Genomic DNA, 23,554 nt, shown 5'->3' on the forward strand with positions numbered 1-23,554 from the left:
CATATCAAGATGTTTTGGCCTTGTTATGGGCTTTTCTGGTTAATTATCGGCTAAAGTAATGGAATGATAAGAATTTTTCTTATTTTTGAACCGATTAACAGTCGCTTTATCGATGGAAAAACGCCCGATCACATTGAAAGATATCGCCAAAGCGCTCGATTTGTCCACTTCGACAGTTTCGCGTGCCATGAGAGGCCATCCTGCCATCAGCGAGGAAACCCGAAAACTTGTGCAGCAGTATGCCGAAGAGCATAAATACAAGCCCAATACACTGGCGCTTAGCCTTCGCACCAATAAAAACAACACGATTGGCGTTATCGTTCCCGAGATTGTCCATTTTTTCTTTTCATCTGTTTTGGCCGGCATTCAGGACGAGGCAGAAAGCGAAAACTATCATCTCCTCATGTGTAACAGTAACGAGATGTACGAGCGCGAGGTGAAAAGTGTGCAAACACTTTTGGACGCTCGCGTGTGCGGCATTTTGGCGTCGATGTCGAAGAATACGCTCGAATACCGGCATTTTCAAAACATTATCGACGATGATGTACATTTGGTGTTTTTCGATCGGATTTGTCCCGGAATCAATGCCGACAAGGTAGTGGCTGACGATTATCGTGGGGCATTTACGGCTGTTGACTATCTTGCCGAAACCGGCTGCTCGCGCATTGCATTTTTAGGTTCCGATTCGCATTTGCCTATTTCGAACAATCGCAGAATGGGTTACGAAGATGCGTTGCGAAAACATAAATTGCCGGTTGAGAAAAAATGGATCAAAGTGTGCGATACGACTGCTCTGGCACAACAAGTCATTCCCGAAATGCTGGACGAGGAAAATCGTCCCGATGCTTTTTTCTGCATCAATGACGAGGTGGCAGCCTATTGTCTGCAAATCGTGAAAGCGTCCGGATTTCGTGTGCCTGAAGATATTTCGATTTGCGGGTTCACCAACGGTTATATCACCGAAGTAACCGATCCTGCTCTTACGAGCGTCGATCAGCATGGCTACGAAATGGGGCGCGAAGCCGCGCGATTGCTCATCAATCGCATCGAAGGAGTGGAAACCAAAAAAGGAGTTGTCAGCCGTTTGATCAAAACCGATTTGGTGATCCGTCAATCTACCCGATGAGGATTATGCACACGTTTGCATAAAAAATTTCGAATCTTTTTTCTATTGTAAAACAGATCGATAAGAAGAACCATTATCTTTGTCCACATACACGTTTTAATTTCATCGGAAAGCATCGATATCGTATGATATTTTTCGTACACGAGCCGATTATACCTGAAAATAATTCTCTTGCATTCTTTTTTCGCGTTGGTTGCCAACAACTGAAAGCGTGTCGGAGACGATATACTTGAAATCGATATGAAAAAAAAACATCTCTCCTTTTGGGAAATTTGGAACATGAGTTTCGGTTTTCTCGGTATTCAATTTGGATTTGCGCTGCAAAATGCGAACGTAAGCCGCATTTTCGAAACGTTGGGCGCAAAAGTTGAGGACATTCCTATTCTTTGGATCGCGGCACCTCTCACCGGTTTGATTGTACAACCCATTATCGGGCATTTCAGCGACAAAACGTGGAACAGATTTGGGCGTCGTAGGCCTTATTTTACCATAGGGGCTATTTTTACAACGCTTGCTCTCTTCATCATGCCCAATTCGCCATCTTTATGGATAGCTGCCGGAATGCTCTGGATTATGGACGCGTCGATCAATATTTCGATGGAGCCGTTTAGAGCATTTGTAGGCGACAATTTGCCTACCGAACAGCGAACAATGGGCTTTGCCATGCAGAGTTTTTTTATCGGTGTAGGAGCTGTCATTGCCTCTATTCTTCCCTACATCCTTACGAATTGGTTTGGCGTAGCCAATACCGCTCCCGAAGGAATAATTCCGCAATCGGTTAAACTGTCGTTTTATATTGGCGGTGTGGTGTTGCTGGCTGCTGTTTTATATACGGTATTCACTTCCAAGGAATACACTCCGGAAGAGCTTGCTGCTTTTGAAGAAGATAAAGCGAAAACAACCGGATTATCCTACGAAATCAAGCAGCCGGTTACCTTCGCTCAATATTTTAAAAATGGATTGATTTGGGGTTTATCCGGTTTGATCATTACGGCTTTGGTTGCAATGTTTAAGCTGAATGCACAGTTATACATCGTTTCGGGACTGTTGATTGCTTTTGGACTGATATTGATTGTTTCGGGATTTATTTCGAAAAGCAATCCCCAACCTCGCGGAATCACGGACATTATGAACGACTTGCTGCACATGCCCAAGACCATGGGCGAATTGGCCGTCGTTCAGTTTTTTTCGTGGTTTGCCTTTTATGCCATGTGGATTTATACCACGCCGGCCGTTACGCAACATATTTATGGAACCACCGATTCGGCATCGGAGCTGTATAATCAGGGCGCAAACTGGGTAGGAGTGCTGTTTGGCGTATATAGCGGCGTTTCGGCCATTTTTGCTTTTCTTTTGCCCGTTCTTGCGCGTCAAATTGGGCGTAAGGCCACGCATTCGCTTGCTCTTGCAGTAGGAGGACTTTCGTTCATCTCGTTCTTCTTTATCCAAAATCCCACGATGCTGATAATTCCGATGATCGGCATCGGATTCACTTGGGGAAGCATTCTTTCGATGCCTTATGCCATTCTCACGGGAGCGTTGCCGGCCAACAAAATGGGAACGTATATGGGTATTTTCAATTTTTTCATCGTAATTCCTCAAATTTTGGCAGCAAGTGTATTGGGATTCATTACGAAGGATTTGTTTGATGGAAAGGTCATTTACACGATGATTGTTGCCGGCTGCTCACTGTTGTTGGGTGCTGTATCGGTATTTATGGTTCAGGATCGTGATGATGTTTATAAACTCAAAAAGCAAGCATAATATGATGAAAAAGTCGTTCATTCCCTATCTTCTTATTCCGCTGTTACTCTTTTCATGTAAACAGGGAAATAAACCGGCGGTCGTTGCCGACCAGAAAACATCTGTTCATCCCGAGTGGGTGTATAATGCGACGATTTACGAAGTGAATACGCGCCAATACACGCCCGAAGGTACTTTCAACGCTTTTGCCCAACACCTTCCACGCTTGAAGCAGCTCGGTGCGGATATTCTGTGGTTTATGCCCATCCAAACCATCGGCGAAAAAGGACGAAAAGGGACGTTGGGAAGTTATTATTCCATCCGCAATTATACGGAAGTGAACAAGGAATTTGGAACACTCGACGATTTCAAGAGTGTGGTGAAGCAGGCACACGATCAGGGCATGAAAGTGATTCTCGATTGGGTGGCTAATCATTCGTCGCGCGATAATGTGTGGATGGATCAACATCCGGACTGGTACGTACGCGATAGTTTGGGCAATATTCCCGTGCTTTACGATTGGACCGATATTGCCGAACTCAATTACGATAAAGCCGATATGCGTGCCGAGATGATCAAGTCGATGATGTTTTGGATTCGCGAAGCCGATATCGACGGTTTTCGGTGCGATGTGGCCGGGGAAGTTCCGACGGACTTTTGGCTCGCAGCCAAAGATTCGCTTAAGACGTTGAAGCCCGATATTTTTTTGTTGGCCGAAGCCGAAAAGCCCGAATTAAACGAATCGGTTTTTGATGCCTATTATGCTTGGAATTTTCATCACAAAATGAATTTGGTTGCACAAGGCAAAGCCAATGCAGATTCGTTGCGTGCGGCGCTACAAAAAATGAAAACCGATTTCTCGCCGAATGCCATTCCGATGATATTTACTTCGAATCACGACGAAAACTCGTGGAACGGAACCGAGTTTGAGCGAATGGGTGATGCCTCCAAAACATTTGCTGCGCTCACTTATGTCCTTCCGGGCATGCCGCTTATCTACAGCGGTCAGGAAGTTGGATTGAATCGCAGGCTGCAATTTTTCGAAAAAGACAGCATTACATGGAAAGATCCCGACGGATTCACCGATTTCTATCGCTCGTTGAACAAATTGAAAAAAAGTAATCCGGCACTGATGTGTCAGGAAAAAGGGGGAGAGTTGGTTGAGATTGGCAATAATAATGCTCGCAATATTTGGTCTTTTAAGCGGACAAAAGATGCAAACGAAGTGGTATGTGTGTTCAATTTCAGTAAAAAAACGCAAAAGGTGGATTTCGAAGAGGATTTCCCCGGACAGGGCTTTAAAGCATTCCCGGACAACGCGGAAGTCTCTTCGCAAAAGTCGATGAATTTGGGTCCGTGGGAATATCGCATATTTTACAGGTAAAATCGAAAGAGTGTCGCAAAGAAATTTTCGCGACACTCTTCTATAAAAATTGAAACTCGATATCTTCAGCAGATAAACCTGCTAAAATCGAATGCACGATTAATATTCGTCTTCGTTGAAGAAGAAATCCTCGTTGCTCGGATAATCGGGCCAAATATCTTCGATGGATTCAAAAATTTCTCCGTCTTCTTCGATTTCCTGCAAATTTTCGATCACTTCCAACGGCGCACCCGAACGTTGCGCATAATCGATCAATTCGTCCTTGGTTGCAGGCCATGGAGCATCTTCGAGTTTCGAAGCCAATTCTAATGTCCAATACATGGTGATTCTATTATCTGATTAATTTTTTCTTGTTTCGTAAATTTCGCGCAAATATAGTAAAATTTCTATTTGATTATTTTTCCCAATATACTTCTTTACCGTTTTCGTTGACCTCTTTTCGTGCCAATACGAAGAAGTAGTCGGAGAGGCGATTAACGAATCTTGTAATGCGTTCGTCAACAGGATACTTTTCCGCTACTTTATAAATCATTCGTTCGGCACGGCGACATATCGATCGGCATACATGTGCTCGAGAGGCCGATTCACTTCCACCCGGAAGAATAAAACGGTTGAGTCTTGGCAATTTTTCGTCGAGCCTGTCGATTTCGATTTCTATTTTTGAAATATCATCCTCCGAAATAATGCTGGCTGCCTTTGGAGCCACAGATTCTGTTTCGGTAGCCAAATAGGAACCAACCGCAAACAATTTGTTTTGCACGAAAGACAGAAATGTCTTTGTTTCGTCGTCCTCCATTTCACAAGCGAGCCAACCGACAAAACTATTCAGTTCGTCCACTGTGCCATAGGCGTCGAGGCGGATATGTGTTTTTTCAACTCTTGTGCCACCGACCAGAGATGTTGTACCCGCGTCACCCGTTTTAGTATAAATCAAGCTCTTTTTCATTTGCGAAAAATTAGATACTTCTCAGACGAGATAGTTTAATTTATAATACGAAGAATTTAGAATAACAATGCCATCCTGGCGCATGTCAAAAGTAAGTGCGATGCGCGGATCGGTTTGTACCTCTTTCCAAAATCTTCGCGACTCCTTGTCAGCATCGATATGCCTTATCACCCAAAATGTTTGGTTATGGCTGATCTTCAAAAGGTTTTCTATCGAAATACCATACGCGTTCGGTAGCAATTGCATATCAACTATTATGACGTCCATCTGTTCAAAGCGAAATGCGTGCCAAAATTCTATCTTCCCTTCACAAATTTCGCTCATTTTGCTGTTTGTTTCCTGATCGGTCAAGCAGATAATTCGAGCTTCAGGCGAGGCAGCGTTGACGAACAGTGGTAAGGCATAATCTTGCTTTCCTCCGACGATTAATACGTTTTTCGGACGAAAAAAGTTCACGATACGAAAAGAAAGTTGATGGATGGACGAAATTGGAGCATCGATGTGCTTTTCGGATAAATATTGAGGGATATCGAAATAAGCGTAATAGGAATATTTCTCGAAGAGGATGTTGGTGATAAAGTTGAAAGCGAAAGGCGAATGAACGCCAAACCCTTTAGCCGTGCGTAGCCGTTTCAGATGATCGAACATGGATGCCTCTTTGTTGTGGTTTTATGGTTTTTGGATAAGGGCAACGGCGTACGCCGTGATTCCTTCTTCCCGACCTACAAATCCCATACGCTCGGAAGTAGTGGCTTTTATCGAAATATTGTCAATTTCGGTATGGAGAATGTCGGCCAATGTTTGTTGCATGAGCGGTATGTGAGGATTCAGTTTAGGACGTTCGGCACAGATGGTGGCATCGATGTTGCCGAGTGAATATCCTTTTTCCTCAACCAGTCGGAGGGTTTTTGCCAGCAAAATCTTACTGTCGATTTGTTCGAATTCGGGCGCCGTATCCGGGAAATGGAATCCGATGTCGCGCAAGTTGGCTGCCCCCAACAGGGCATCGCAGATGGCATGAATGAGGACATCGGCATCCGAATGTCCCAACAATCCCATCTCGTGTTCGATTTTTATTCCGCCGATCCATAATTCGCGTCCCGACTGAAGCCGGTGCATGTCATATCCAAAGCCAATGCGTACGATCATTTCCGATTAATACATTAAATTACGAATTCCATCAATGTCGAAGCCGATTGAAAGCCGTAAAGTCTGATCGAGGGGATTGTTTTGCACAGTCGAAACCAAATATGCCGCATCGAGTCGAAAGGCATTTTTGATGTCGAAGCCGGCGCCGAACGCAAAATATTTTCGGTTGCCCTTGTAAGCACTTTCATTGAAATATCCGGCACGAACCGAAAATTTTTGATCGTATGTATATTCGGTACCCACAGACCACATCACTTCCTGCATCTCTTCCCCGAATCCGCCGGGCGCATCGCCGAACGATTTGAAAATGCCGGAGATGGGCGATATGTCGCGGTACTCGTTCACCCGTGTTTGCCAATCGGCATCCGATTCGTTTTCATCTCTGATGGGTGGTGTCGGAACCAGCAGTTTGTTCAGATCGACACTGAACCCAATTGTATTGAGATTGTCGATAGGATAGGCAAGTGAAGCTCCCAAGCGGAGGTTTGTCGGGATAAATTCCGAAGTATTGCCTCCATCCATCGAGATCTTGGTTCCGATATTTGAAATATTAAATCCCAATCCCAACAGTGCTTCCGAACGGCCGATATTCAGATACGATTCGTTGTATCCCGAAATGTCGGCTGCAAATGCATTGCCGGGCGTAATGTCTTCTTCGGCACCCGTCGAATAGTCCGATCGGATGTAGCGTAATGTAACTGCTCCCGAGAATGTTTCGGATAGTCTTCGCGAATAGGCAACATCAAACGAAAGTTCATAAGGGGATACGCTTTGCCAAAATTCGCCATTCAAATCGGTGATATCGATATCGCCCAATGAAAAATATCGGAGCGAGGCGCTGACGGCATTTAGGTTTTCGTTTCCGAATTTCCAATATCCGGTAACATAGGTCAAATTGATATCGTTGACCAGTTTACTCAACCAGGGTGTGAATGAAACGGCGAATCCGGCATTGCTCTGTACGAAAGCATATTTGGCCGCATTCCAATATTGTGAATAGACATCGGGCAATGTGGCTCCGCCGATATCGCCCATTCCTCCTCCACGCGCGTCAGGAGCAATCTGTAACGAGGGAACGGCTATGGGTATAGGGTTATAATCTTGCCCGAATGCCGAATGGCTGATGCCGGCGGTGAAAAGAAGGAAGAGAGTTGCGAAAAATAGTTTTTTCATATCGCTCATGTACTTTTTAGAGTAGAAACAGAATAAATCGCTTTTTATTATAGAGCGGTCATTTTACTTTAAAATCGAGCAACTTTTGATCGCCTACAAATCCTTCGAGATGATCGTCGATGTGAACGGGCCCGATTCCGGCCGGTGTTCCGGTGAAAATGAGATCGCCGATTTTTAAAGTGAAAAACCGACTTATGTATGCGATTATTTGGTCAACCGAGAAAATCATATCTTTGGTATTGCCTTGTTGCACGGTTGTTCCATTGATATCGAGATGAAAAGGGATATCCCGGATGTCGGGAAACAACGCTTTCGAAACGAATGTGCCTATGGGTGCCGAGTTGTCGAAACTTTTCGAAATTTCCCACGGCAAGCCAAGTTGTTTTTGTTGTACTTGCAAATCGCGGGCTGTAAAATCAATACCAACCGTAAGCTCGTCATAGTATCGGTAAGCAAATCGTTCGGAAATATTTTTCCCCAGTCGGCTTATTTTAATCACAATTTCTGTTTCGTAATGAATTTCATTCGAAAAATCGGGGAGGAAAAACGGCTTGCCATCTTTGAGAACTGCCGTGTCGGGTTTCATGAAAATCACCGGGTTGGGACTTTCGAAAGTGCGTTTCATTTCCTGATTGTGAGAGCCGTAATTGAGACCTATCGCAAATACTTTCATATAGATAAACTATTTCGAAGAATGATGAGCATTCAGCCTGTTAAACATTACCGCCAGATCGGCATACATCGATGTGTTTTGCAAAACGATGTTTTCGGGTACACGAATGCGGAAAGGCGTGAAGTTCCAGATGCCGCGTATCCCCCCTTCGATCATATAATCGGCAACTTGTTGTGCAATTTCGGAAGGCACTGTGAGTACTCCGATTTCGGCTTTGATGATTTTATTCCGTTCGATGAATTCGTCGGAATGATATACCGGTATTTCGCCGATACTTCTATTGATTACGGCTTGATTCACGTCGAAGCCGGCTTCTATTTTCAGACTGTATTGTTCGAGCCCTGAATCTGCCAGGAGCGCTGCCCCGAGACTCCCTACTCCGAAAAGCACGGCTTTGTGTTTTGAGCTAAAGCCAAGTATCTCTTCGAGTGTTTCAATCAACGAATCGAGCTCATATCCTACTCGGGTTTTGCCGCTTGCATCGACATACGAGAGATCTTTCGCTATTTGCGTGGAGGAAACGTAGATTTTTTCCCCAATCTGAGTTGAAGACACGTGCGTTTCCCCCTGCTTTTTCAGCAGTTTTATGTAAGCCAAATAGAAAGGCAATCGCCTCAATGTTGGCTCGGGAATGATCGACTGAAAAGAAGAGAGTCCGGACATATCAAAATGGATAATAAGATTTGCAAAGTTATGCTTTTTTGACGATTTTATATTAATTTCGGTTTTGTTTAAGTGGACACTATCCATTTCTTTGTTATCCAAAGGCGTTGGTTTTGCCCATAATGTTTGATAAACATCACTTTGTCCGCATCACAAAAGGCATGTGGAAAGATTAATACATGAACGATTATCGAATCGAAATTCATCCGTTGCAGCCCTTTTTGCCATCCAATGCGATTCTTTTGCTTTTGGGTAGTTTTCCTCCTCCACGTTCCAAATGGAGGATGGACTTTTTTTATCCCAATTTTCAGAACGATATGTGGCGAATAATGGGCGTAGCGTTTTTTAATGACAAAGATCATTTTTTGACTGAAGACAAAAAATCGTTCAATAAAAAACGGATCATTTGTTTTCTGGAGGAAAAGGGGATTGCTATTTTCGATATGGCTCATAAAGTAATTCGCCATAAGGAGAATGCTTCTGATCGGGAGTTGGAAGTGGTAGCACCGATCGATATCCGCTCCGTCCTTCTCCAAATTCCTTCCTGTCGTTTTTTGGCAGCTACGGGAGAAAAAGCTATGGATACGCTGCTGTCACAATTCCCTTCGGTTGAAAAACGGCCATCGATCGGAAATTTCATAGAAATCCCGATCGATGAGCAACTGTATCGTCTTTATCGCATGCCTTCATCCTCAAGGGCTTATCCAAAGTCGTTGGAAGAAAAGGCCTCTTTTTATGCGAAGATGTTTCACGATGCCGGTTTGCTTTAAGGCTCGGCATCCATCATAAAATCTTCGGCCGCTTCGTTTTCCTCGGTATTAATCAGATAAAGCGTTTTTACGGTTTGATTTTTGATCAGTTTTTTTAATTTTCCGCCCACTATTTCCTTAAAATAAGGAGAATTGTTGTGTTTCTTTACCGCATCCTGATTTTCGTAGCTTTCGTACACGAAAATTTTATTAGGTTCTTCTTCGCTCATCAGTAAATCGTAGGCAAGGCAACCCTCTTCGTTTTCGAGTACTTGAGATTGCATTTGGGTCATTAGCTCGATTGCCGTGTCAAGGTCGTTTTCGTCGAACGAAAATTCTACAAAAAGAACTACACCATCAGGACTTGCTGCTGTTTCGTCGTTTTGCGCGCTCACACCGTTGGCATACGTCAATAAAAGAGCTGCTGTTGCAAGAAAGACTTTAATTAATTGTTGTTTCATAGAGCGTAAAATTTGAAGAGTTATGAAATTAATTGATAGGATGTCTTATTCCCGAAAAATTTTTTAGTACGACTCGCATCGATCCTATTTTCAGACCAATTTCGATAATGAGCGGCATGCGATTGAGATCATTGGTCAGTGCAACGTTCATAGCTTCCTGCTGATCGGCGAAAGCATCGTCCAATATCATGAGCGACAATTTAATGGAATCGTAGGTTTTTCCATCATTCGCTTTCACAGATTCCGTACCCATATAACGAATCGACATATTTACAATTTTTCGGCCCGTTACAAACTGAATGGGGATGTTGTCGCCCCGTTTCAGGTTCGAATAGTCGAGATTGCGGGCGTAAGCAAGAACAGAAATATAGTCGTATGAGCATTTGTTGGTTGTGAATATGGTGTCGAACCTGAGTTTACCTTTCCAGTGTCGTATGGAGCGTATTTTCATTTCTCCGTTCCGGTAGGAATAAGATTGTCGATCCGTAGAGTAATCTTTTCCCTCGAAAGCTTCTTTTGTGAATAGGAGCGGAACCATATTGGCATCGACATAACCGGTGAGTGTGTCGTTCACTGTGTACATGTTTCCTACGATTCCGGAGGTATTGGCGAGTAATTTGATTCTGTAGGCACTTTTCCCGGCTACATTTGTCAACGTGGTGCTGAGTGAGCCTACGCCGGCTTTGGCGTTGATAATCCCGTACTTGTAATATAAGTCGTAGCTCAATTTTTCTCCCTCTTTAAAGGCTTTGTTCTCGATTTTGCACTGTGCGGAGGAGAAAAATGCCATGAGGAAAAAGATGCCGAAGAAGGCGATTGTAAGCTGTATTTTCTTTTTCATTGCGATTTCTAATTTTATACATTTCCCATTCTTGTTATCGACTTAAAAAGGGATTATTTTCTGTACTTCGGGTTGGATTCATCCCTGTGTCATTTTGTCGATTTTGACCGTTCAATTGTTCATTTAAGTTTCGGCGTTTCTTAACTTCAGGTTTATTTTTAGTAATTTCAAGCGGTTTTTGTTTTACGGGAGGAGTTTCATTCACATTCCATATCTCTTCGTGATCTGTATATGCCCTTATTTCGAAATAGCGTGGATAATAATAAACAAATTCGGGTTGACGTTTTTTTTCGTAATTACCGGTCGTCCATTTTCCATCCCTGTTTTCGTCGATAAACAGTCGAGCGTAAATTGTTCCCGGATTGAGATCCATAAAAATTGCTTCATTGTTTTCGACGAGAGTTTTTCTGAAAGGTTTATCGGTTTTGTCCAGTAGCTCCACATACACGTCTTTGTCACCGGGTAATCCCGAAATCGTTATAAGGAGATTTCCATACTGATCAAGTTTTTTTACCGTGAAATCTTGCGAAACTTTGTTATTCCACAATCCGTAGTAGCTTGTGTAGGCTGCTGAATCTATTTCGAAACGATATTTCCCACCGGGAGCCCATCGCGTACGCAAAACATATTTTCGCGAATTGAGCGAGTCCTTTTCAATGGAATAGGGTGAGGCAACATACGAAGAATCGACCATTCGCAAGAGTTTGATGTGCGCGGTGTCAAATTGTATTACCGGTTGTTCCAATTCGATCCGAATCGGTTGGTAAATTTCGTGAGTTGATTGAATATTGCTTGTAATGTGGAGGTATTGGGTGTCTTCTTTTTCGTTGTCTTTGGATTTGACCTCTTTGGGTTTGCGAAAATTAAAACTGAGGGTATCGGTATCAATATAATTCCGGTTTAACGAGTCAGTTCTTACATAATTGACCAACATGCGGATACTATCGGTTTTATACACTGTTGAGTCCGTAATCCACAACGTGATACTGTCGTTGTTCACACTTCTTTCTTCCACGTACCATGAGGTGTCGTTTCGTTCGGGGCTAAGTAAACGGAATGTTGGCTTTGATGTAGGTGCGGCAAAAAACATAGTGAGCTTATATTGTTCGGGTCGTTCGTGTTTTTGGAGATATTGGCGTTGAAAATCACTAAGGAAGGATCTTAAAACAATGTCGTCGGGCAAAAATCGGGTATATTGTATCGTCTTGATGGTGTCTATTTGAGTTGTATCCTTTTTGTTGAAAATCGTGTCATTGCGGGTTGCCTGCACGGTGGAAGGAACGATAATGCTGTCGAGAAAAGCAATTGCCTCAGCCGGATTATCGTATTTGTAGTCGCGATTCAGATCGTTCAGCGCATAAATTTTGTAGCGACCGGGCGCCATACCTTTTACCGTGAATCGACCTTTCGAGTCGGTTCTGCCTATACGTTGAAAACGTGTTTTTGTAAAAGCTGTATCTTCGAGATTGGAATGAATTCCGACATAAATTCCCGATACAGGTTCCAAATTTTCGGCTTCGAGTACATTTCCCGATATGGCAAGCGTATCGAGTTGATCGCCGGTTGAAAACGATATCGAAAAGTTTTCAAGCGGATTGCCTTCGTTATTATCAACAATGGCATCGGTGAAATCGACGGTGTACGTTGTATTGGGTATCAAATCGTCTTTTAGTTTGACTACCACTTTTCGCCCGACGGCACTGATCTCGGGAAAATTTTGCTGCGGTGGTGTAATGATGATTTTTTCGGAAGGTTTCTCTATTTTGATATTTTCATCAAAAAAAATTTCGATGATGGATTTATCGACATTTATGGAATTGAATTCGGGTGTGGTTTTGAGTACAACCGGTGGATTTTCGTCATATAATCCTCCCGTCGGTGATGCCATATTGGCACACGAATGCATCATACTGATGGTAAGCACTATGAGAAACAGTATCGTGAGAAAAGAAAGTAGATTATTGTGCATAAGCTTCTCTTTGACGCTGTGTTTGAATATAAGCGACCACAAAAATACAATGTTTTTCAAAGATTTAGGAGATTTATATCTGAAAAATCGTAAAATCGGATTTTGTGAAGGTCCTTTTAAAACTTTATTGGGTGGACAGGATGTGATGCCCAAAACGGCAGTACAGACATTTTCGTTTTTGGCAATATTCCCTGTAGAGTTGAATTGACGCCTGTGTATCAAAAGCATTTTTCAGCTCAATCCCGGCGGCGCAAAAATCCCGGACGATGCTGTTCCTTTCGGGCTTCAGAGCTTCGAGGATGTGAATGGCTCTGTCGGTATATTTTTCGATATCGTTTTGTTTGCCGTAGGCAAAGAGAAGGGGAACAACCGAATTGATGAGAATGGCATCGAGCGAATTGTCACCCAATGATTTGGATATTTTCTTAGATGTTTTTCCGAAAGAATAATGAGTTTGCCAATATTCCGAAACCTTAATCTGAAAAAACATTCGCAACTGCAAAGGGTCTTCCTTTTCGAGAATGGCCGAAAACAATCGATCCGATTGTTGGATGATCGCTGCCAATTCGGCTATTCTGACTTGCGGAAATCCTTGCGGTCGGGTGCGAAGTTTTTTGAAATGGACATCTTCCAAAGGTTTAAGCATGAATTTCTTTTTCAGAAATTGATATTCCCGCTGCAGTTCGAAATAATAATCGTCGTTTGCCACATTTTCTTCCAGCATGCCGGCTTGTCCAAAAAGCAACGCTTCTACCTGAAACAGATTGTCGGAATGCTTGCGAATATAGCTATAGGGCAGGCTCAGAGCAAGTCGTTCGAATTCGTCGGAATTGAGCCCGAATCCGAAATTTCGTGCCAACAACACATAAAATGTGTCGTCCCATGAGTTATTGAACCTCTTCAGATGTGCGTAAATGTCATTTGTCTTTCGTTCCAACCGTTCGATGGCCAGTGTTGTGAGCCATGCGTCGGTCCGGCTTTTGGGAAGATCGGTAAGCTGTGATCTGCAGGGCAGCACGACATCGCTAAACAGCAAAAAGTCGGCATTTTGTTTCACTTTTTCCGAAACGTGGATCACAAGTTGGGGAACTTTCTGTCCTTTTTCGTTGAAAACATCGCCCTTGTCGTACTCTACCACGTGCAGCACTACCGAATTGTAAGCTTTATCCTTGTGGTGCCCATGTTTCGTCCATTCGTCCGATGAACGATGAATCTCTACATTTCCGGCCCAAACGGTTTCGCCGATCCTTATCTTGGCGTTAAAAAAATCGGGTCCGGCATTGTTGTTCCACGTTCCGGTGTCAATTATTTCAATCTTTTGTTCATCGGTCGTAATTAAATTTTCTGACGCGAACAGTTTAAATTTCCAGCAGTAGTGCAGTAGTTCCTCGCGGTTAGTCATTTTTTCCGAAATGTTTCTATGTTTCAAAAATAGCATGAATTTACGGCATTTCAAAAAGATACTTCGATTTTGTCTGTCCAAGAGTGATATTGTAGTACATTTGTACTTTAAAAAACCCACGCTGATGTTGACTTTGAATGAAAGAATGAAAATCGGTGCGCTAATGCGTCGTGAAATCGTTCCCGCAATCGGCTGCACCGAACCCGTTTCTGTAGCTTTATGCACGGCACGGGCTGTAGAAACGCTCGAAAATTTTCCGGACCGGATTGAGGTGTCGCTCAGTACAAATGTCGTTAAAAATGCGATGGGGGTCGGAATTCCCGGAACAGGCATGACCGGTTTGCCGATTGCGATTGCTTTGGGTGCTATTGCCGGAAAATCGGCTTATGGACTCGAGGTGCTCAAAGACATTACGGCTGATGATGTGGAAAAAGGGAAAAAGATGATTGCCGAAGGCAAAATTCATATCTGCCTCGAAAAGAATGAAACCGACAAATTGTTTATTCGCGTTCGATGTCAATCGGGAAAGGATTTATCGGAAGCCATTATTTGCGGCGACCACACGAGTTTTATTTTTGTCGGGAAAAATGGGCTAACGTTATTGGAAAAATCGGCAATGCGCGAACGCAAGGATGAATCGGATAATGATTTGAAATTAACATTCAAAAAAGTTTACGATTTCGCTATCGAATCTCCACTCAATGAAATTGACTTCATACTGGCCGCCGCAAAAATGAATCGCGAAGCATCGGAGGCTGCAAAAAATGATACCTACGGGCACAGCGTTTCAACCACAATTTTGAGCGAAAGAGGGAGGAATATCTTCGGTGATAATCTTCACAGTCGTATGGTTGCGGCTACAGCTGCCGCTTGCGACATCCGAATGGCTGGCGCGATGGTGCCCGTGATGAGCAATTCGGGAAGTGGGAATCAGGGAATTGCCGCAACACTTCCGGTATCGACTTATGCCGAAAATACCAATTGCTCTGAAGAGCAACTCGTCCGTGCTTTGGTTTTGAGTAATTTGTGCATGATTTACATCAAGCAGTATTTGGGGCGACTTTCGGCTCTTTGTGGATGTGTGGTGGCTTCAACCGGTGCCTGTTGCGGCATCGCCCGGCTGATGGGCGGAAGCTATGAGCAGATTACGTATGCGGCCAAGAATATGATTGCCGATATCACCGGCATGATTTGCGACGGAGCCAAACCGAGCTGCGCCCTGAAAATTGCGAGTGGAGTTTCCACCGCAACTTTGTCGGCGCTGATGGCAGTGGAGGATAAGGTGGTCTCGTCGCAGGAAGGAATCATCGACGACGATATTGATCAGACCATTCGAAATCTCGCACTGATCGGGAATAAGGGCATGACCGAAACCGACAAAATTGTTTTGGATATTATGACAAAAAAATGACTGCTTCGCTTTGCTTGAGCGAAACGAATTGTCTTGTTCGCATTTTTGAGAGGTTGAAATTCGGAAATTTCGATGATTTTGAGTAGTTTTGTGTCATCATTCACAAAACCGATTATTCATCAACAAATAACTCGAAAAATATGAAAAAAGTAGTTTTAATTCGTCACGGTGAGAGCGTTTGGAATAAGGAAAACCGTTTCACGGGGTGGACCGATGTCGATCTTTCCGAAAAAGGCATTCAGGAAGCTCACGAGGCCGGCAAGTTGCTCAAAAAGGAAGGCTTTCATTTCGAAAAGGCTTATACATCTTATCTGAAAAGAGCTATCAAAACATTGAATATCGTGCTCGACGAAATGGATTTGGATTGGATTCCGGTAGAGAAAACCTGGCGTCTCAACGAAAAACATTACGGGATGTTGCAAGGCTTGAATAAAGCCGAAACGGCCGAAAAATATGGTGAAGAACAGGTTTTGATTTGGCGTCGCAGCTACGATGTTCCGCCTGCACCACTTGCCAAGGACGATCCTCGTTCACCTTTTTTGGATCCGCGCTACAAAGGAGTAGATGAAAAAGATCTTCCGTTGACCGAAGCGCTCAAAAATACGGTGGAACGCATTCTGCCTTATTGGAACGACACTATTTTGCCAAGCCTTAATAATTACAACGAAATTATTGTTGCTGCTCATGGCAATAGTTTGCGCGGCATTGTGAAGCATCTCAAAAACATTTCGGACAACGATATCGTGGGATTGAATCTGCCGACGGGTGTGCCTTATGTTTTCGAATTCGATGACAATTTGAACGTTGTGAAAGATTATTTCCTGGGAGATCCCGAAGTAATCAAAAAACTGATGGATGAAGTTGCCAATCAGGGAAAGGCAAAATAACTTCGAAAGAAACCAACAAAAAAAAACGGACGCTAAAAACTTTAGTGTCCGTTTTTTGGTGTGTGAAGATTTTTATTTAAAGGATGGCTTTCAGTTGATCCGGAGTAATGTTCATGGCCCGAATCACACCTTGCTCATCAATTAAATAATTCTTGAATCCCTTGTTCAACTGAAACTCTTTGTAGATTTCAGATCGGATTCCATTCGTGTCGCAATACTGCGAGTTGTTTTCGAGTTGGTCCCAGAGAACCGTTTTTTCGAATACGCTTCGACTTTCATCAAAACATATCGAGAGAAGCGTGACGTCGGGATAATTGTTCTTCAATAAGTTATGTATCCTGACATTGTTTGCTCTGGATTGGGCGTCGTAAGCTGCCCAAAAGTTTACCATTACTTTTTTGCCTTTATATTCGCTTAAGTCGATGTTTTTCCCTTCCGCATCGTGCAATACGATATTCGGGAGAATTTCTCCCGGATGATAACCTATGGAAGGCTTGTCGGTCTTGATTGACCCTGACGACAAAATAAGCGAACCCAATGCGATGAGGCAAAAGTTCACGTACTTCATATAGTTCTATTTTAAATTAATACTCTATCTCACCGGATGCTTCACGCAGTGGATGAGATACTTTTTTGGCCATTCGCCAATGGCTGATTGTTAAAAAATTGCTTGCAAAGGTACGTTACATTCCGTAATGAGCAAAAAAATATCCTACAATATATGTTTTCAAATATTTATTCGTGTTAATTTGTGCTTGTTAGAGCATTGTATTGTAGTGTGTTATCTGTCTAAGGAAAAGAATCTCGACAATTCTTCAACGGAGGCATCTTTCAAAATCACCTTTTTCGATTTATCCAGCAAATAAATAACAGGCGTAGCCTGGATATCGTACAATCTTTTTTTGAAGATCGTGCCGTTTTTGTCGTAAGCATTGATCCATTCGGCGGGTAATTCGTTTAAATATTCCGTCCATTCGGAGTAGGAATCACCGGGATACATCGTCATAATCGAGAGAAAAGTACGGTTTGCATTATTCCTTTTCATTGCCGATTGAATGTTGGTGTTAGTGAGAATGCTATTAATGGCCGCCTTGCAGGTGTTACATCCCGGGTTGATAAAAATAAGTATGAGGTAATCGCTTTGAAGGGAATATAAATCACTTGTTTTACCCGAAGCTACCGTATAATCGAAATTGTTTGCTTTTGATCCCACCCGATTTTTCTGTATCATTTCCAATTGAAATTCGTATATCGATTTTTTTTCTTTTTCGGGAACAGGCGATTTAACAAGTTGTCGAAGCACTTCCAAATACATATCTTCGTTTCGAAAAGGTGAATGAGGGCCGTAATAATATTTTTCGAACAGCGACGCGAAATGGTGTAGCATCGCTTTGTTTGCAGAGGCTTTTTCAATAGTAATTCCGAGTGAGGTCTTGGCATCATTTTCGGGAACATAACTTAGCACATTGATGTAATCGACGAAAGCCTGCTCGGTGATGTCGGGCCGGTCGATGAGCTTTTCGTTCGTGAAATCGAAACGATCCCAATAGTGCATACACAAAAATAGGGCTCGTTCGTTTGACTCCGTCATCGTATCCGGTATTTCGGGTAATAAAAAGGTGTCTTTGGCAAGAGTTTGTGCGTAGGTTTTCCAATCTTCTGAAGCGGTTTCCGATTGTGTCTTCTTGCTCGAAGAACAAGCCGAAACAAAACAGACAATCAAAAGTATGATATAATGGGTTTTCATCTTCGGTTCGGTTTTCTGTGGTAAAGGTATAAAAAAAAACGGATAGTTTCGATTTAAATCGGACTCGAGATAAAACCGATAAATTTTGTACATTTGTGTTTTACAAGAAATATTCGCACAAATGGACAAATATATCGTATCGGCACGAAAATATCGCCCATCCACTTTCCGATCGGTTGTAGGACAGGAGGCGCTGACAACGACGCTCAAAAATGCCATTGCTTCGAATAAGTTGGCACATGCTTATTTGTTTTGTGGCCCTCGCGGTGTAGGGAAAACTACGTGTGCCCGCATATTTGCCAAAACGATTAATTGTTTTCATCGAACGGCTGACAACGAGGCTTGCAACGAATGTGAATCGTGTGTGGCCTTCAACGAACAGCGATCTTACAACATTCATGAATTGGATGCTGCGTCCAACAATTCCGTTGACGATATTCGTCAGCTGATCGATCAGGTGCGCATTCCGCCTCAAATAGGAAAATACAACGTTTATATTATCGATGAGGTGCACATGCTTTCGACGGCTGCTTTCAACTCGTTTCTGAAAACGCTTGAAGAACCTCCTGCTCATGCCATTTTTATATTGGCAACCACCGAAAAGCATAAAATTATCCCCACTATTCTTTCGCGTTGTCAGGTTTACGATTTCAACCGAATTACTGTTGCCGATATTGTTCGCCAGCTTCAATACATTGCCGATCGGGAGGGCGTGAATGCTGAACCCGAAGCTCTCAACGTGATTGCTCAAAAGGCTGACGGAGGTATGCGCGACGCATTGTCTATTTTCGATCAGGTGGTGAGCTACACCTCGGGAAACATCACTTACCGGGCCGTAATCGAAAATTTGAATGTGCTCGACTATGAATACTATTTCCGGCTAACCGATGCTATACTTTCAGGAAGTGTTGTAGATTGTTTGCTTATTCTCAACGACATTCTCAATCATGGTTTCGAAGGGCAATACGTCATAACCGGAATAACTTCGCATTTTCGTGATTTGTTGGTATGTAAAGATGCGCAGACGGCAAAATTGTTCGAAGTAGGGGCCTCGATCCGCGATCGTTATATCGAGACTGCAAAGCGGTGCAGCAACGAATTTCTGTATCAAGCTATCGAAATTGCCAATGATTGCGATTTGAATTATCGGTTGAGCAAAAACAAAAGACTGATGCTCGAATTGGCCTTTATCCGTTTGTGTCAGTTGTCGGATAATTCGGCACAGGTAAGTTCGCAGCAAACAAAAAACGCACTTAAACCCGTAGAACCTTCTTCGCGAACGCTTACCTCCGATCCGAAAAACGGCTCGAAATCCGCTGCACAATCTCCTTCAAAAGTTTCGGAATGTACAGAGAATGTGTTACATGAACCTGATTCGGCTACAACAGAATCCTATCAATCTGATACCAGGGCGAATGAAGCTAACTCGCGAACCACAAGATCGGCCAAAGAACCTGTCAAGAAAGCGAGTTCTTCGCTCGATGGCATCGGTGTATCTATTTCGTCGCTTCGCGGGAAAAAAGATGCGCACCAAAATGCTGCATCCAATTTGACACCTGCCACGAAAACCGGTCGCTCCGATCAATATTCCGAAAAAGAGTTGATTGATGCCTGGAATGCCTTTACTGCGGGATTGACTGAGGAGAAATTGCTCCAAAACGCCATGAACCTCTATAAACCACAAATGCTGAACGAATCGTTGTTCGAAGTGAAGGTGAGTAACGAAATCAGCAAACAGTTTCTCGAGGACAACAGCTTGCGCATTCTCTCGTTTTTGCGTGAAAAATTGGGAAACGATGATATTACGATGATCCTTTCCATTGCCGAAACTTCTGATATCAAGAAACCTCTTTCGCAACGCGAAATTTTCGATGCGATGGTTGACGAGAATCCCGCACTGCAAAAACTGTCGGACGAATTTGGACTCGAATTGAGTTGACGACTGATTTATCTTGATTTCGTCAATATTCAGAATCTCCGTGAGATGAAAGAATTGAAATTCTTGTTACTCTGTTTTTTGATGATAGGGGTGGCTTGTAACCATAGCAGGAAGCAATCTGTTGGCGAAAGCGAAAAAATAGAGAGAACGGATTCCGGTCAATCGCAATCTGTGCCGGATACCATCATCGATAGCGATTATTCGTTTGCAGAAGCCATTTCCGGTTCATCCGCTCCGGAATACATAATCGATAAACTAAAACTGATCACAGTACACTACGTTTCTACCGATGGTCGTATTCATCAGGGACAAATCCTTACGCATCGCCACATAGCCGATGATCTTTCGGAAATGTTCGATTTCATGTTATCGCATAATTTTGTAGTAGAAAAAGCCATCCCGATTGTGCGCTACAATTGGGATGACAGTCTTTCGATGGAAGATAACAATTCGTACAGTTTTTGTTATCGCAATGTTTCATATTCCAAACACGCTCAAGGCTTGGCTGTCGATATCAATCCTCGATTTAACCCGCTTCGCCGGAAAATCGGGAATCGACCCAACGAACCTGCCGGTGCTGTTAGAGATACCACCGTCAACGGCACATTTTTCACCGGACATCCGGTTGTCGAAGAATTTCGGAAACGCGGCTTCCGTTGGGGACATTCGTTCTCGAAATATTACGACGATCACCATTTCGAGAAACGATAGCGATTTCATCAATAGAATTGATGGGCAAGGCAAGAAAAATGCGTTTGGTTCGCATGAAAAAAAGCGCGTTTAATCCTAATTTAGTTGATGACGTATATAACAGAAACGGCACCCTTTGTTGGACCAAAGTAATTTTTCCGGTTTCCCCCGGTTTTGGAAGCATTTTCACCCAACGAATACACGTCATAATCAAACCGGGCATATCCTAAACCAAGCGTGGCCTCCACTCCCCATCGGTCATTCAAGATCCAATGATATCCATAACTTACGCCTATACCGATGGCCGATCCGTCATAACGCCGATCTTTCAGGTTTTCCAGTTTCCAAATCGGAATATCCAAACCTCCCATATTAAATTGTCCGCCAACGCCATGCACTCCGAAAAAATGACCGTTGGACGTTTCATCAAGCCAATAGCGTGCTTCAGGCCATACAACCCAATGTTTCAATTGTTTATTGTCTCCGAATTTAAACGGATTGAATCCTACCGATAATTCCACACTCACCTTGTCGGCCACTGCAAATTCCGCTCCCAAATTTGGTGTTGCGGTCAACCAATATGGAGCATTGGTTTTCAAAACGGTTTTCTGTGCAGTTAAGCCTAAGGATAGTCCCGTGAACAGAGAAAGGACTATAGTCATTTTTCGAAATGTATTCATCTTCATCAATTTAAATTAGAAATAACATCATTTGACTATCTACGCAAATATACATGATTAATGTCAATTTATATATAAATCGGTGAAAATTTTCCTCCGGAATATGAAATTTTATGTTGCAGACATAGTTTCCGTTTACGTCATTCGTTTTCGAAATATACACAATCAGCTTTTTCGGAAACAATCGCCATTTTTGCAATAATTACACGAAAAAAATATAACATCCACAGACCGGTGAGTTTTCGTTATCTCAAAAAAAAATATTCGGTTTTTTTGACCATTTGTCATGCATTCTTCAGTTCATGTTTCCGTCGTATTTGGGTCGTACTTGCGTCGTACTTGGTTCGAATGAAATTCGGGCGATTTTTGCTCTTCAATTTCAGAAATCCATTCTGACATCCTTGACATTGATTCCGATCTTTATCGCTATGCATCAGCAGGCCATTACAACGACATGGATATGTTGCAGGTCGGACGCGGGATGACTTACGACGAAGACAAAATCGCACTTTTCGATGTGGTGCATGCTTAAATTCTCTTTATTCGAGAAAGGCCAATTGAAAAAACGGCAGTTTTTCTGCTTTTACTATTCTTAATAGATGAAATAGCCGTTGTTATAAATCCGGAATCGTTAATTATACAGAGCAACAGATGGTGTCTATCGACGATAGGTCTCATCAATAATAGTGATTTTTACTCCTATTTTTAGTTACTTCTTGCTATTTTGCACCTCATAATTGAATGATAATTTTGCGACGATTAGAAAGTTAAGTCGCTTATGAGGGAAAATTTGATTTTTCTGTGGTTGGTAATAGCAGTTTCATTGCAAGCAGATAACGATTCTACAAAACAGGCTTCGCCTTTCCTATTTACTGCAAGCTACGTCGGTGAAAATGTGTTCAATTTGTCGGGCGGAATAAAAACGGGTTACAACTATTTGGGTTTTGCCAACCTCAACCTCACTTTTGATACCGAAAAAGCCGATTTGTGGATAGATGGTGAGTTTTTTATCAATGCAGCCAATACACATGGAAAAACGCCTTCGGAAAATATGTTTGGCGACTTGCAAACAGCTTCGAACATCGAAGCCGGAAATCACATTTATTTGCAGGAATTATGGTATAGGCATCATTTCGAAAAAGTGGAATTGACCGTCGGATTACAAGATATGAATGCTGAATTTGCCAATACCGAAAACGGCGGACTTTTTTTGAATAGTTCTTTTGGCATCCCACCCACTTTTTCGCTGAATCTACACGCACCAATTTTTCCGCTCACGTCTCTCGGTATTACGGCAAAATGGCAAATATCGGATCGTTTCATCTGGCTCAATGGAGTATATGATGGCACTCCAACCGATTTCGGAAAGAACCCGTATAATATCAATTGGCAGTTCAAAAAAGGAGACGGCATTTTAGGTGTAAGTGAAATGCAATATCTTTCGCAAAACAAACAATGGCCCGGAACGTATAAACTGGGCATTTTTGCTCACAACCATGTCATTGAACGCATTTTCATTAACCTTCCCGATTCGCTCGATACCAACACATGGGGGCTGTATGGTATCATCGATCAACAAATATGGCAGTTGAACAATAAAAAAATAAATGGTTTTTTGCAGATCGGCTATAGTCCATCAGAAGTAAGTGCTAACGATTTCTATCTGGGAGCGGGAATGAACTTCACGGGATTTTTGTGCAAGACTCACGACGATGAACTTGGCATTGCCATTGCACATGCTCATCTTGCACATGCCAACGAAAGCGAAACAGCTATCGAACTCACCTGGCACAAACCTTTATTGAGATATTTTTATTTGCAACCGGATATCCAATATATCATACATCCATCGGGGAAAAGCAGCGGACTGAAAAATGTTTTGGCCGCATTTTTGCGGTTCGGTTTCGAATTTTAATCGCTA

At 42.8% G+C, this 23,554-nt stretch carries 23 protein-coding genes; 9 read left to right on the forward strand and 14 right to left on the reverse strand.

Annotated elements, in window-relative coordinates:
* Nucleotides 1-112 precede the first annotated feature (112 nt).
* The 3 genes from EJN84_RS05630 (at nucleotide 113) to EJN84_RS05640 (ending at nucleotide 4,253) form a co-directional block, all read left to right on the forward strand.
* Nucleotides 113-1,126, forward strand: coding sequence for a LacI family DNA-binding transcriptional regulator (locus EJN84_RS05630; RefSeq protein WP_129594501.1), 1,014 nt, complete (start codon nucleotides 113-115; stop codon nucleotides 1,124-1,126).
* Between the two features lie 240 nt (nucleotides 1,127-1,366).
* Nucleotides 1,367-2,890 (forward strand): MFS transporter, encoded by a 1,524-nt coding sequence (locus tag EJN84_RS05635; RefSeq protein ID WP_129594502.1) that lies wholly within the window; start codon nucleotides 1,367-1,369, stop codon nucleotides 2,888-2,890.
* 1 nt (nucleotide 2,891) lies between these two features.
* Nucleotides 2,892-4,253, forward strand: coding sequence for an alpha-amylase family glycosyl hydrolase (locus EJN84_RS05640; RefSeq protein WP_238943937.1), 1,362 nt, complete (start codon nucleotides 2,892-2,894; stop codon nucleotides 4,251-4,253).
* Between the two features lie 99 nt (nucleotides 4,254-4,352).
* Here EJN84_RS05640 and EJN84_RS05645 read toward each other — a convergent pair whose 3' ends face one another.
* From EJN84_RS05645 to EJN84_RS05675, 7 genes are all read right to left on the reverse strand, one after another.
* Complete coding sequence (locus EJN84_RS05645; protein WP_101487620.1) at nucleotides 4,353-4,574, reverse strand: DUF2795 domain-containing protein; 222 nt, start codon at nucleotides 4,572-4,574, stop codon at nucleotides 4,353-4,355.
* Nucleotides 4,575-4,647: 73 nt separating this feature from the next.
* Nucleotides 4,648-5,199: a cob(I)yrinic acid a,c-diamide adenosyltransferase gene (locus EJN84_RS05650; protein ID WP_129594503.1), complete on the reverse strand. Its 552-nt coding sequence runs from the start codon at nucleotides 5,197-5,199 to the stop codon at nucleotides 4,648-4,650.
* Between the two features lie 21 nt (nucleotides 5,200-5,220).
* The gene (locus EJN84_RS05655) at nucleotides 5,221-5,847 is read right to left on the reverse strand and encodes a hypothetical protein (protein ID WP_129594504.1); all 627 of its coding nucleotides are present in this window, start codon (nucleotides 5,845-5,847) and stop codon (nucleotides 5,221-5,223) included.
* A 21-nt stretch (nucleotides 5,848-5,868) separates the two neighbouring features.
* Nucleotides 5,869-6,348 (reverse strand): 2-C-methyl-D-erythritol 2,4-cyclodiphosphate synthase, encoded by a 480-nt coding sequence (gene ispF, locus EJN84_RS05660; protein WP_129594505.1) that lies wholly within the window; start codon nucleotides 6,346-6,348, stop codon nucleotides 5,869-5,871.
* 6 nt (nucleotides 6,349-6,354) lie between these two features.
* Nucleotides 6,355-7,521: a type IX secretion system outer membrane channel protein PorV gene (porV, locus tag EJN84_RS05665; protein ID WP_129594506.1), complete on the reverse strand. Its 1,167-nt coding sequence runs from the start codon at nucleotides 7,519-7,521 to the stop codon at nucleotides 6,355-6,357.
* Between the two features lie 58 nt (nucleotides 7,522-7,579).
* Nucleotides 7,580-8,194, reverse strand: coding sequence for a fumarylacetoacetate hydrolase family protein (locus EJN84_RS05670; RefSeq protein WP_129594507.1), 615 nt, complete (start codon nucleotides 8,192-8,194; stop codon nucleotides 7,580-7,582).
* Nucleotides 8,195-8,203: 9 nt separating this feature from the next.
* Nucleotides 8,204-8,857, reverse strand: coding sequence for a redox-sensing transcriptional repressor Rex (locus tag EJN84_RS05675; RefSeq protein WP_129594619.1), 654 nt, complete (start codon nucleotides 8,855-8,857; stop codon nucleotides 8,204-8,206).
* 179 nt (nucleotides 8,858-9,036) lie between these two features.
* On the opposite strand from EJN84_RS05675, the gene EJN84_RS05680 reads away from it, so the two are divergent.
* The gene (locus tag EJN84_RS05680) at nucleotides 9,037-9,627 is read left to right on the forward strand and encodes a uracil-DNA glycosylase family protein (protein ID WP_101487626.1); all 591 of its coding nucleotides are present in this window, start codon (nucleotides 9,037-9,039) and stop codon (nucleotides 9,625-9,627) included.
* Here the strand turns inward: EJN84_RS05680 and EJN84_RS05685 are convergent.
* The 4 genes from EJN84_RS05685 to EJN84_RS05700 form a co-directional block, all read right to left on the reverse strand.
* The gene (locus EJN84_RS05685) at nucleotides 9,624-10,067 is read right to left on the reverse strand and encodes a putative quinol monooxygenase (protein WP_129594508.1); all 444 of its coding nucleotides are present in this window, start codon (nucleotides 10,065-10,067) and stop codon (nucleotides 9,624-9,626) included. The two genes, EJN84_RS05680 and EJN84_RS05685, sit on opposite strands and share 4 nt — an antisense overlap.
* Before the next feature lie 28 nt (nucleotides 10,068-10,095).
* Nucleotides 10,096-10,908, reverse strand: coding sequence for a DUF3108 domain-containing protein (locus tag EJN84_RS05690; RefSeq protein WP_129594509.1), 813 nt, complete (start codon nucleotides 10,906-10,908; stop codon nucleotides 10,096-10,098).
* A 34-nt stretch (nucleotides 10,909-10,942) separates the two neighbouring features.
* Nucleotides 10,943-12,877, reverse strand: a complete 1,935-nt coding sequence (locus tag EJN84_RS05695) for an Ig-like domain-containing protein (RefSeq protein ID WP_129594510.1) — start codon at nucleotides 12,875-12,877, stop codon at nucleotides 10,943-10,945.
* A 124-nt stretch (nucleotides 12,878-13,001) separates the two neighbouring features.
* Nucleotides 13,002-14,279: a DUF2851 family protein gene (locus EJN84_RS05700; protein WP_129594511.1), complete on the reverse strand. Its 1,278-nt coding sequence runs from the start codon at nucleotides 14,277-14,279 to the stop codon at nucleotides 13,002-13,004.
* Nucleotides 14,280-14,403: 124 nt separating this feature from the next.
* On the opposite strand from EJN84_RS05700, the gene EJN84_RS05705 reads away from it, so the two are divergent.
* Both EJN84_RS05705 and gpmA read left to right on the forward strand, forming a co-directional pair.
* Nucleotides 14,404-15,690: an L-cysteine desulfidase family protein gene (locus EJN84_RS05705; protein WP_129594512.1), complete on the forward strand. Its 1,287-nt coding sequence runs from the start codon at nucleotides 14,404-14,406 to the stop codon at nucleotides 15,688-15,690.
* Between the two features lie 140 nt (nucleotides 15,691-15,830).
* Nucleotides 15,831-16,577, forward strand: coding sequence for a 2,3-diphosphoglycerate-dependent phosphoglycerate mutase (gene gpmA, locus EJN84_RS05710; protein WP_129594513.1), 747 nt, complete (start codon nucleotides 15,831-15,833; stop codon nucleotides 16,575-16,577).
* A gap of 76 nt (nucleotides 16,578-16,653) precedes the next feature.
* On the opposite strand, the gene EJN84_RS05715 is transcribed toward gpmA, so the two are convergent.
* Nucleotides 16,654-17,145 carry a TlpA family protein disulfide reductase gene (locus EJN84_RS05715; protein ID WP_129594514.1) on the reverse strand — a complete coding sequence of 164 codons (492 nt, stop codon included), beginning with the start codon at nucleotides 17,143-17,145 and terminating at the stop codon, nucleotides 16,654-16,656.
* Between the two features lie 213 nt (nucleotides 17,146-17,358).
* Complete coding sequence (locus tag EJN84_RS05720; protein WP_165004098.1) at nucleotides 17,359-18,324, reverse strand: DUF5106 domain-containing protein; 966 nt, start codon at nucleotides 18,322-18,324, stop codon at nucleotides 17,359-17,361.
* A gap of 121 nt (nucleotides 18,325-18,445) precedes the next feature.
* On the opposite strand from EJN84_RS05720, the gene EJN84_RS05725 reads away from it, so the two are divergent.
* Complete coding sequence (locus EJN84_RS05725) at nucleotides 18,446-20,263, forward strand: DNA polymerase III subunit gamma/tau (protein ID WP_129594516.1); 1,818 nt, start codon at nucleotides 18,446-18,448, stop codon at nucleotides 20,261-20,263.
* A gap of 45 nt (nucleotides 20,264-20,308) precedes the next feature.
* Nucleotides 20,309-20,974 (forward strand): M15 family metallopeptidase, encoded by a 666-nt coding sequence (locus EJN84_RS05730; RefSeq protein WP_129594517.1) that lies wholly within the window; start codon nucleotides 20,309-20,311, stop codon nucleotides 20,972-20,974.
* Between the two features lie 80 nt (nucleotides 20,975-21,054).
* Here the strand turns inward: EJN84_RS05730 and EJN84_RS05735 are convergent, their stop codons facing one another.
* The gene (locus tag EJN84_RS05735) at nucleotides 21,055-21,615 is read right to left on the reverse strand and encodes a DUF3575 domain-containing protein (protein WP_238943938.1); all 561 of its coding nucleotides are present in this window, start codon (nucleotides 21,613-21,615) and stop codon (nucleotides 21,055-21,057) included.
* A 796-nt stretch (nucleotides 21,616-22,411) separates the two neighbouring features.
* On the opposite strand from EJN84_RS05735, the gene EJN84_RS05745 reads away from it, so the two are divergent.
* Nucleotides 22,412-23,548: a carbohydrate porin gene (locus EJN84_RS05745; protein ID WP_129594519.1), complete on the forward strand. Its 1,137-nt coding sequence runs from the start codon at nucleotides 22,412-22,414 to the stop codon at nucleotides 23,546-23,548.
* Nucleotides 23,549-23,554: the final 6 nt, after the last annotated feature.

The sequence above is a fragment of the Seramator thermalis genome, from assembly GCF_004138125.1.
Lineage (GTDB): Bacteria > Bacteroidota > Bacteroidia > Bacteroidales > Dysgonomonadaceae > Seramator > Seramator thermalis.

What these genes read in the sequence shown, in the direction of transcription:
- EJN84_RS05700 (WP_129594511.1), bottom strand. Translation starts at nt 14,279, where the DNA reads ATGACTAACCGCGAGGAACTACTGCACTACTGCTGGAAATTTAAACTG.
- EJN84_RS05715 (WP_129594514.1), bottom strand. Translation starts at nt 17,145, where the DNA reads ATGAAGTACGTGAACTTTTGCCTCATCGCATTGGGTTCGCTTATTTTG.
- EJN84_RS05680 (WP_101487626.1), top strand. Translation starts at nt 9,037, where the DNA reads ATGAACGATTATCGAATCGAAATTCATCCGTTGCAGCCCTTTTTGCCA.
- EJN84_RS05720 (WP_165004098.1), bottom strand. Translation starts at nt 18,324, where the DNA reads ATGAAAACCCATTATATCATACTTTTGATTGTCTGTTTTGTTTCGGCT.
- EJN84_RS05630 (WP_129594501.1), top strand. Translation starts at nt 113, where the DNA reads ATGGAAAAACGCCCGATCACATTGAAAGATATCGCCAAAGCGCTCGAT.
- EJN84_RS05640 (WP_238943937.1), top strand. Translation starts at nt 2,892, where the DNA reads ATGATGAAAAAGTCGTTCATTCCCTATCTTCTTATTCCGCTGTTACTC.
- gpmA (WP_129594513.1), top strand. Translation starts at nt 15,831, where the DNA reads ATGAAAAAAGTAGTTTTAATTCGTCACGGTGAGAGCGTTTGGAATAAG.
- EJN84_RS05745 (WP_129594519.1), top strand. Translation starts at nt 22,412, where the DNA reads ATGAGGGAAAATTTGATTTTTCTGTGGTTGGTAATAGCAGTTTCATTG.
- EJN84_RS05730 (WP_129594517.1), top strand. Translation starts at nt 20,309, where the DNA reads ATGAAAGAATTGAAATTCTTGTTACTCTGTTTTTTGATGATAGGGGTG.
- EJN84_RS05675 (WP_129594619.1), bottom strand. Translation starts at nt 8,857, where the DNA reads ATGTCCGGACTCTCTTCTTTTCAGTCGATCATTCCCGAGCCAACATTG.
- porV (WP_129594506.1), bottom strand. Translation starts at nt 7,521, where the DNA reads ATGAAAAAACTATTTTTCGCAACTCTCTTCCTTCTTTTCACCGCCGGC.
- EJN84_RS05705 (WP_129594512.1), top strand. Translation starts at nt 14,404, where the DNA reads ATGTTGACTTTGAATGAAAGAATGAAAATCGGTGCGCTAATGCGTCGT.
- EJN84_RS05650 (WP_129594503.1), bottom strand. Translation starts at nt 5,199, where the DNA reads ATGAAAAAGAGCTTGATTTATACTAAAACGGGTGACGCGGGTACAACA.
- EJN84_RS05635 (WP_129594502.1), top strand. Translation starts at nt 1,367, where the DNA reads ATGAAAAAAAAACATCTCTCCTTTTGGGAAATTTGGAACATGAGTTTC.
- EJN84_RS05725 (WP_129594516.1), top strand. Translation starts at nt 18,446, where the DNA reads ATGGACAAATATATCGTATCGGCACGAAAATATCGCCCATCCACTTTC.
- EJN84_RS05735 (WP_238943938.1), bottom strand. Translation starts at nt 21,615, where the DNA reads ATGACTATAGTCCTTTCTCTGTTCACGGGACTATCCTTAGGCTTAACT.
- EJN84_RS05695 (WP_129594510.1), bottom strand. Translation starts at nt 12,877, where the DNA reads ATGCACAATAATCTACTTTCTTTTCTCACGATACTGTTTCTCATAGTG.
- EJN84_RS05645 (WP_101487620.1), bottom strand. Translation starts at nt 4,574, where the DNA reads ATGTATTGGACATTAGAATTGGCTTCGAAACTCGAAGATGCTCCATGG.
- EJN84_RS05655 (WP_129594504.1), bottom strand. Translation starts at nt 5,847, where the DNA reads ATGTTCGATCATCTGAAACGGCTACGCACGGCTAAAGGGTTTGGCGTT.
- EJN84_RS05690 (WP_129594509.1), bottom strand. Translation starts at nt 10,908, where the DNA reads ATGAAAAAGAAAATACAGCTTACAATCGCCTTCTTCGGCATCTTTTTC.
- EJN84_RS05685 (WP_129594508.1), bottom strand. Translation starts at nt 10,067, where the DNA reads ATGAAACAACAATTAATTAAAGTCTTTCTTGCAACAGCAGCTCTTTTA.
- ispF (WP_129594505.1), bottom strand. Translation starts at nt 6,348, where the DNA reads ATGATCGTACGCATTGGCTTTGGATATGACATGCACCGGCTTCAGTCG.
- EJN84_RS05670 (WP_129594507.1), bottom strand. Translation starts at nt 8,194, where the DNA reads ATGAAAGTATTTGCGATAGGTCTCAATTACGGCTCTCACAATCAGGAA.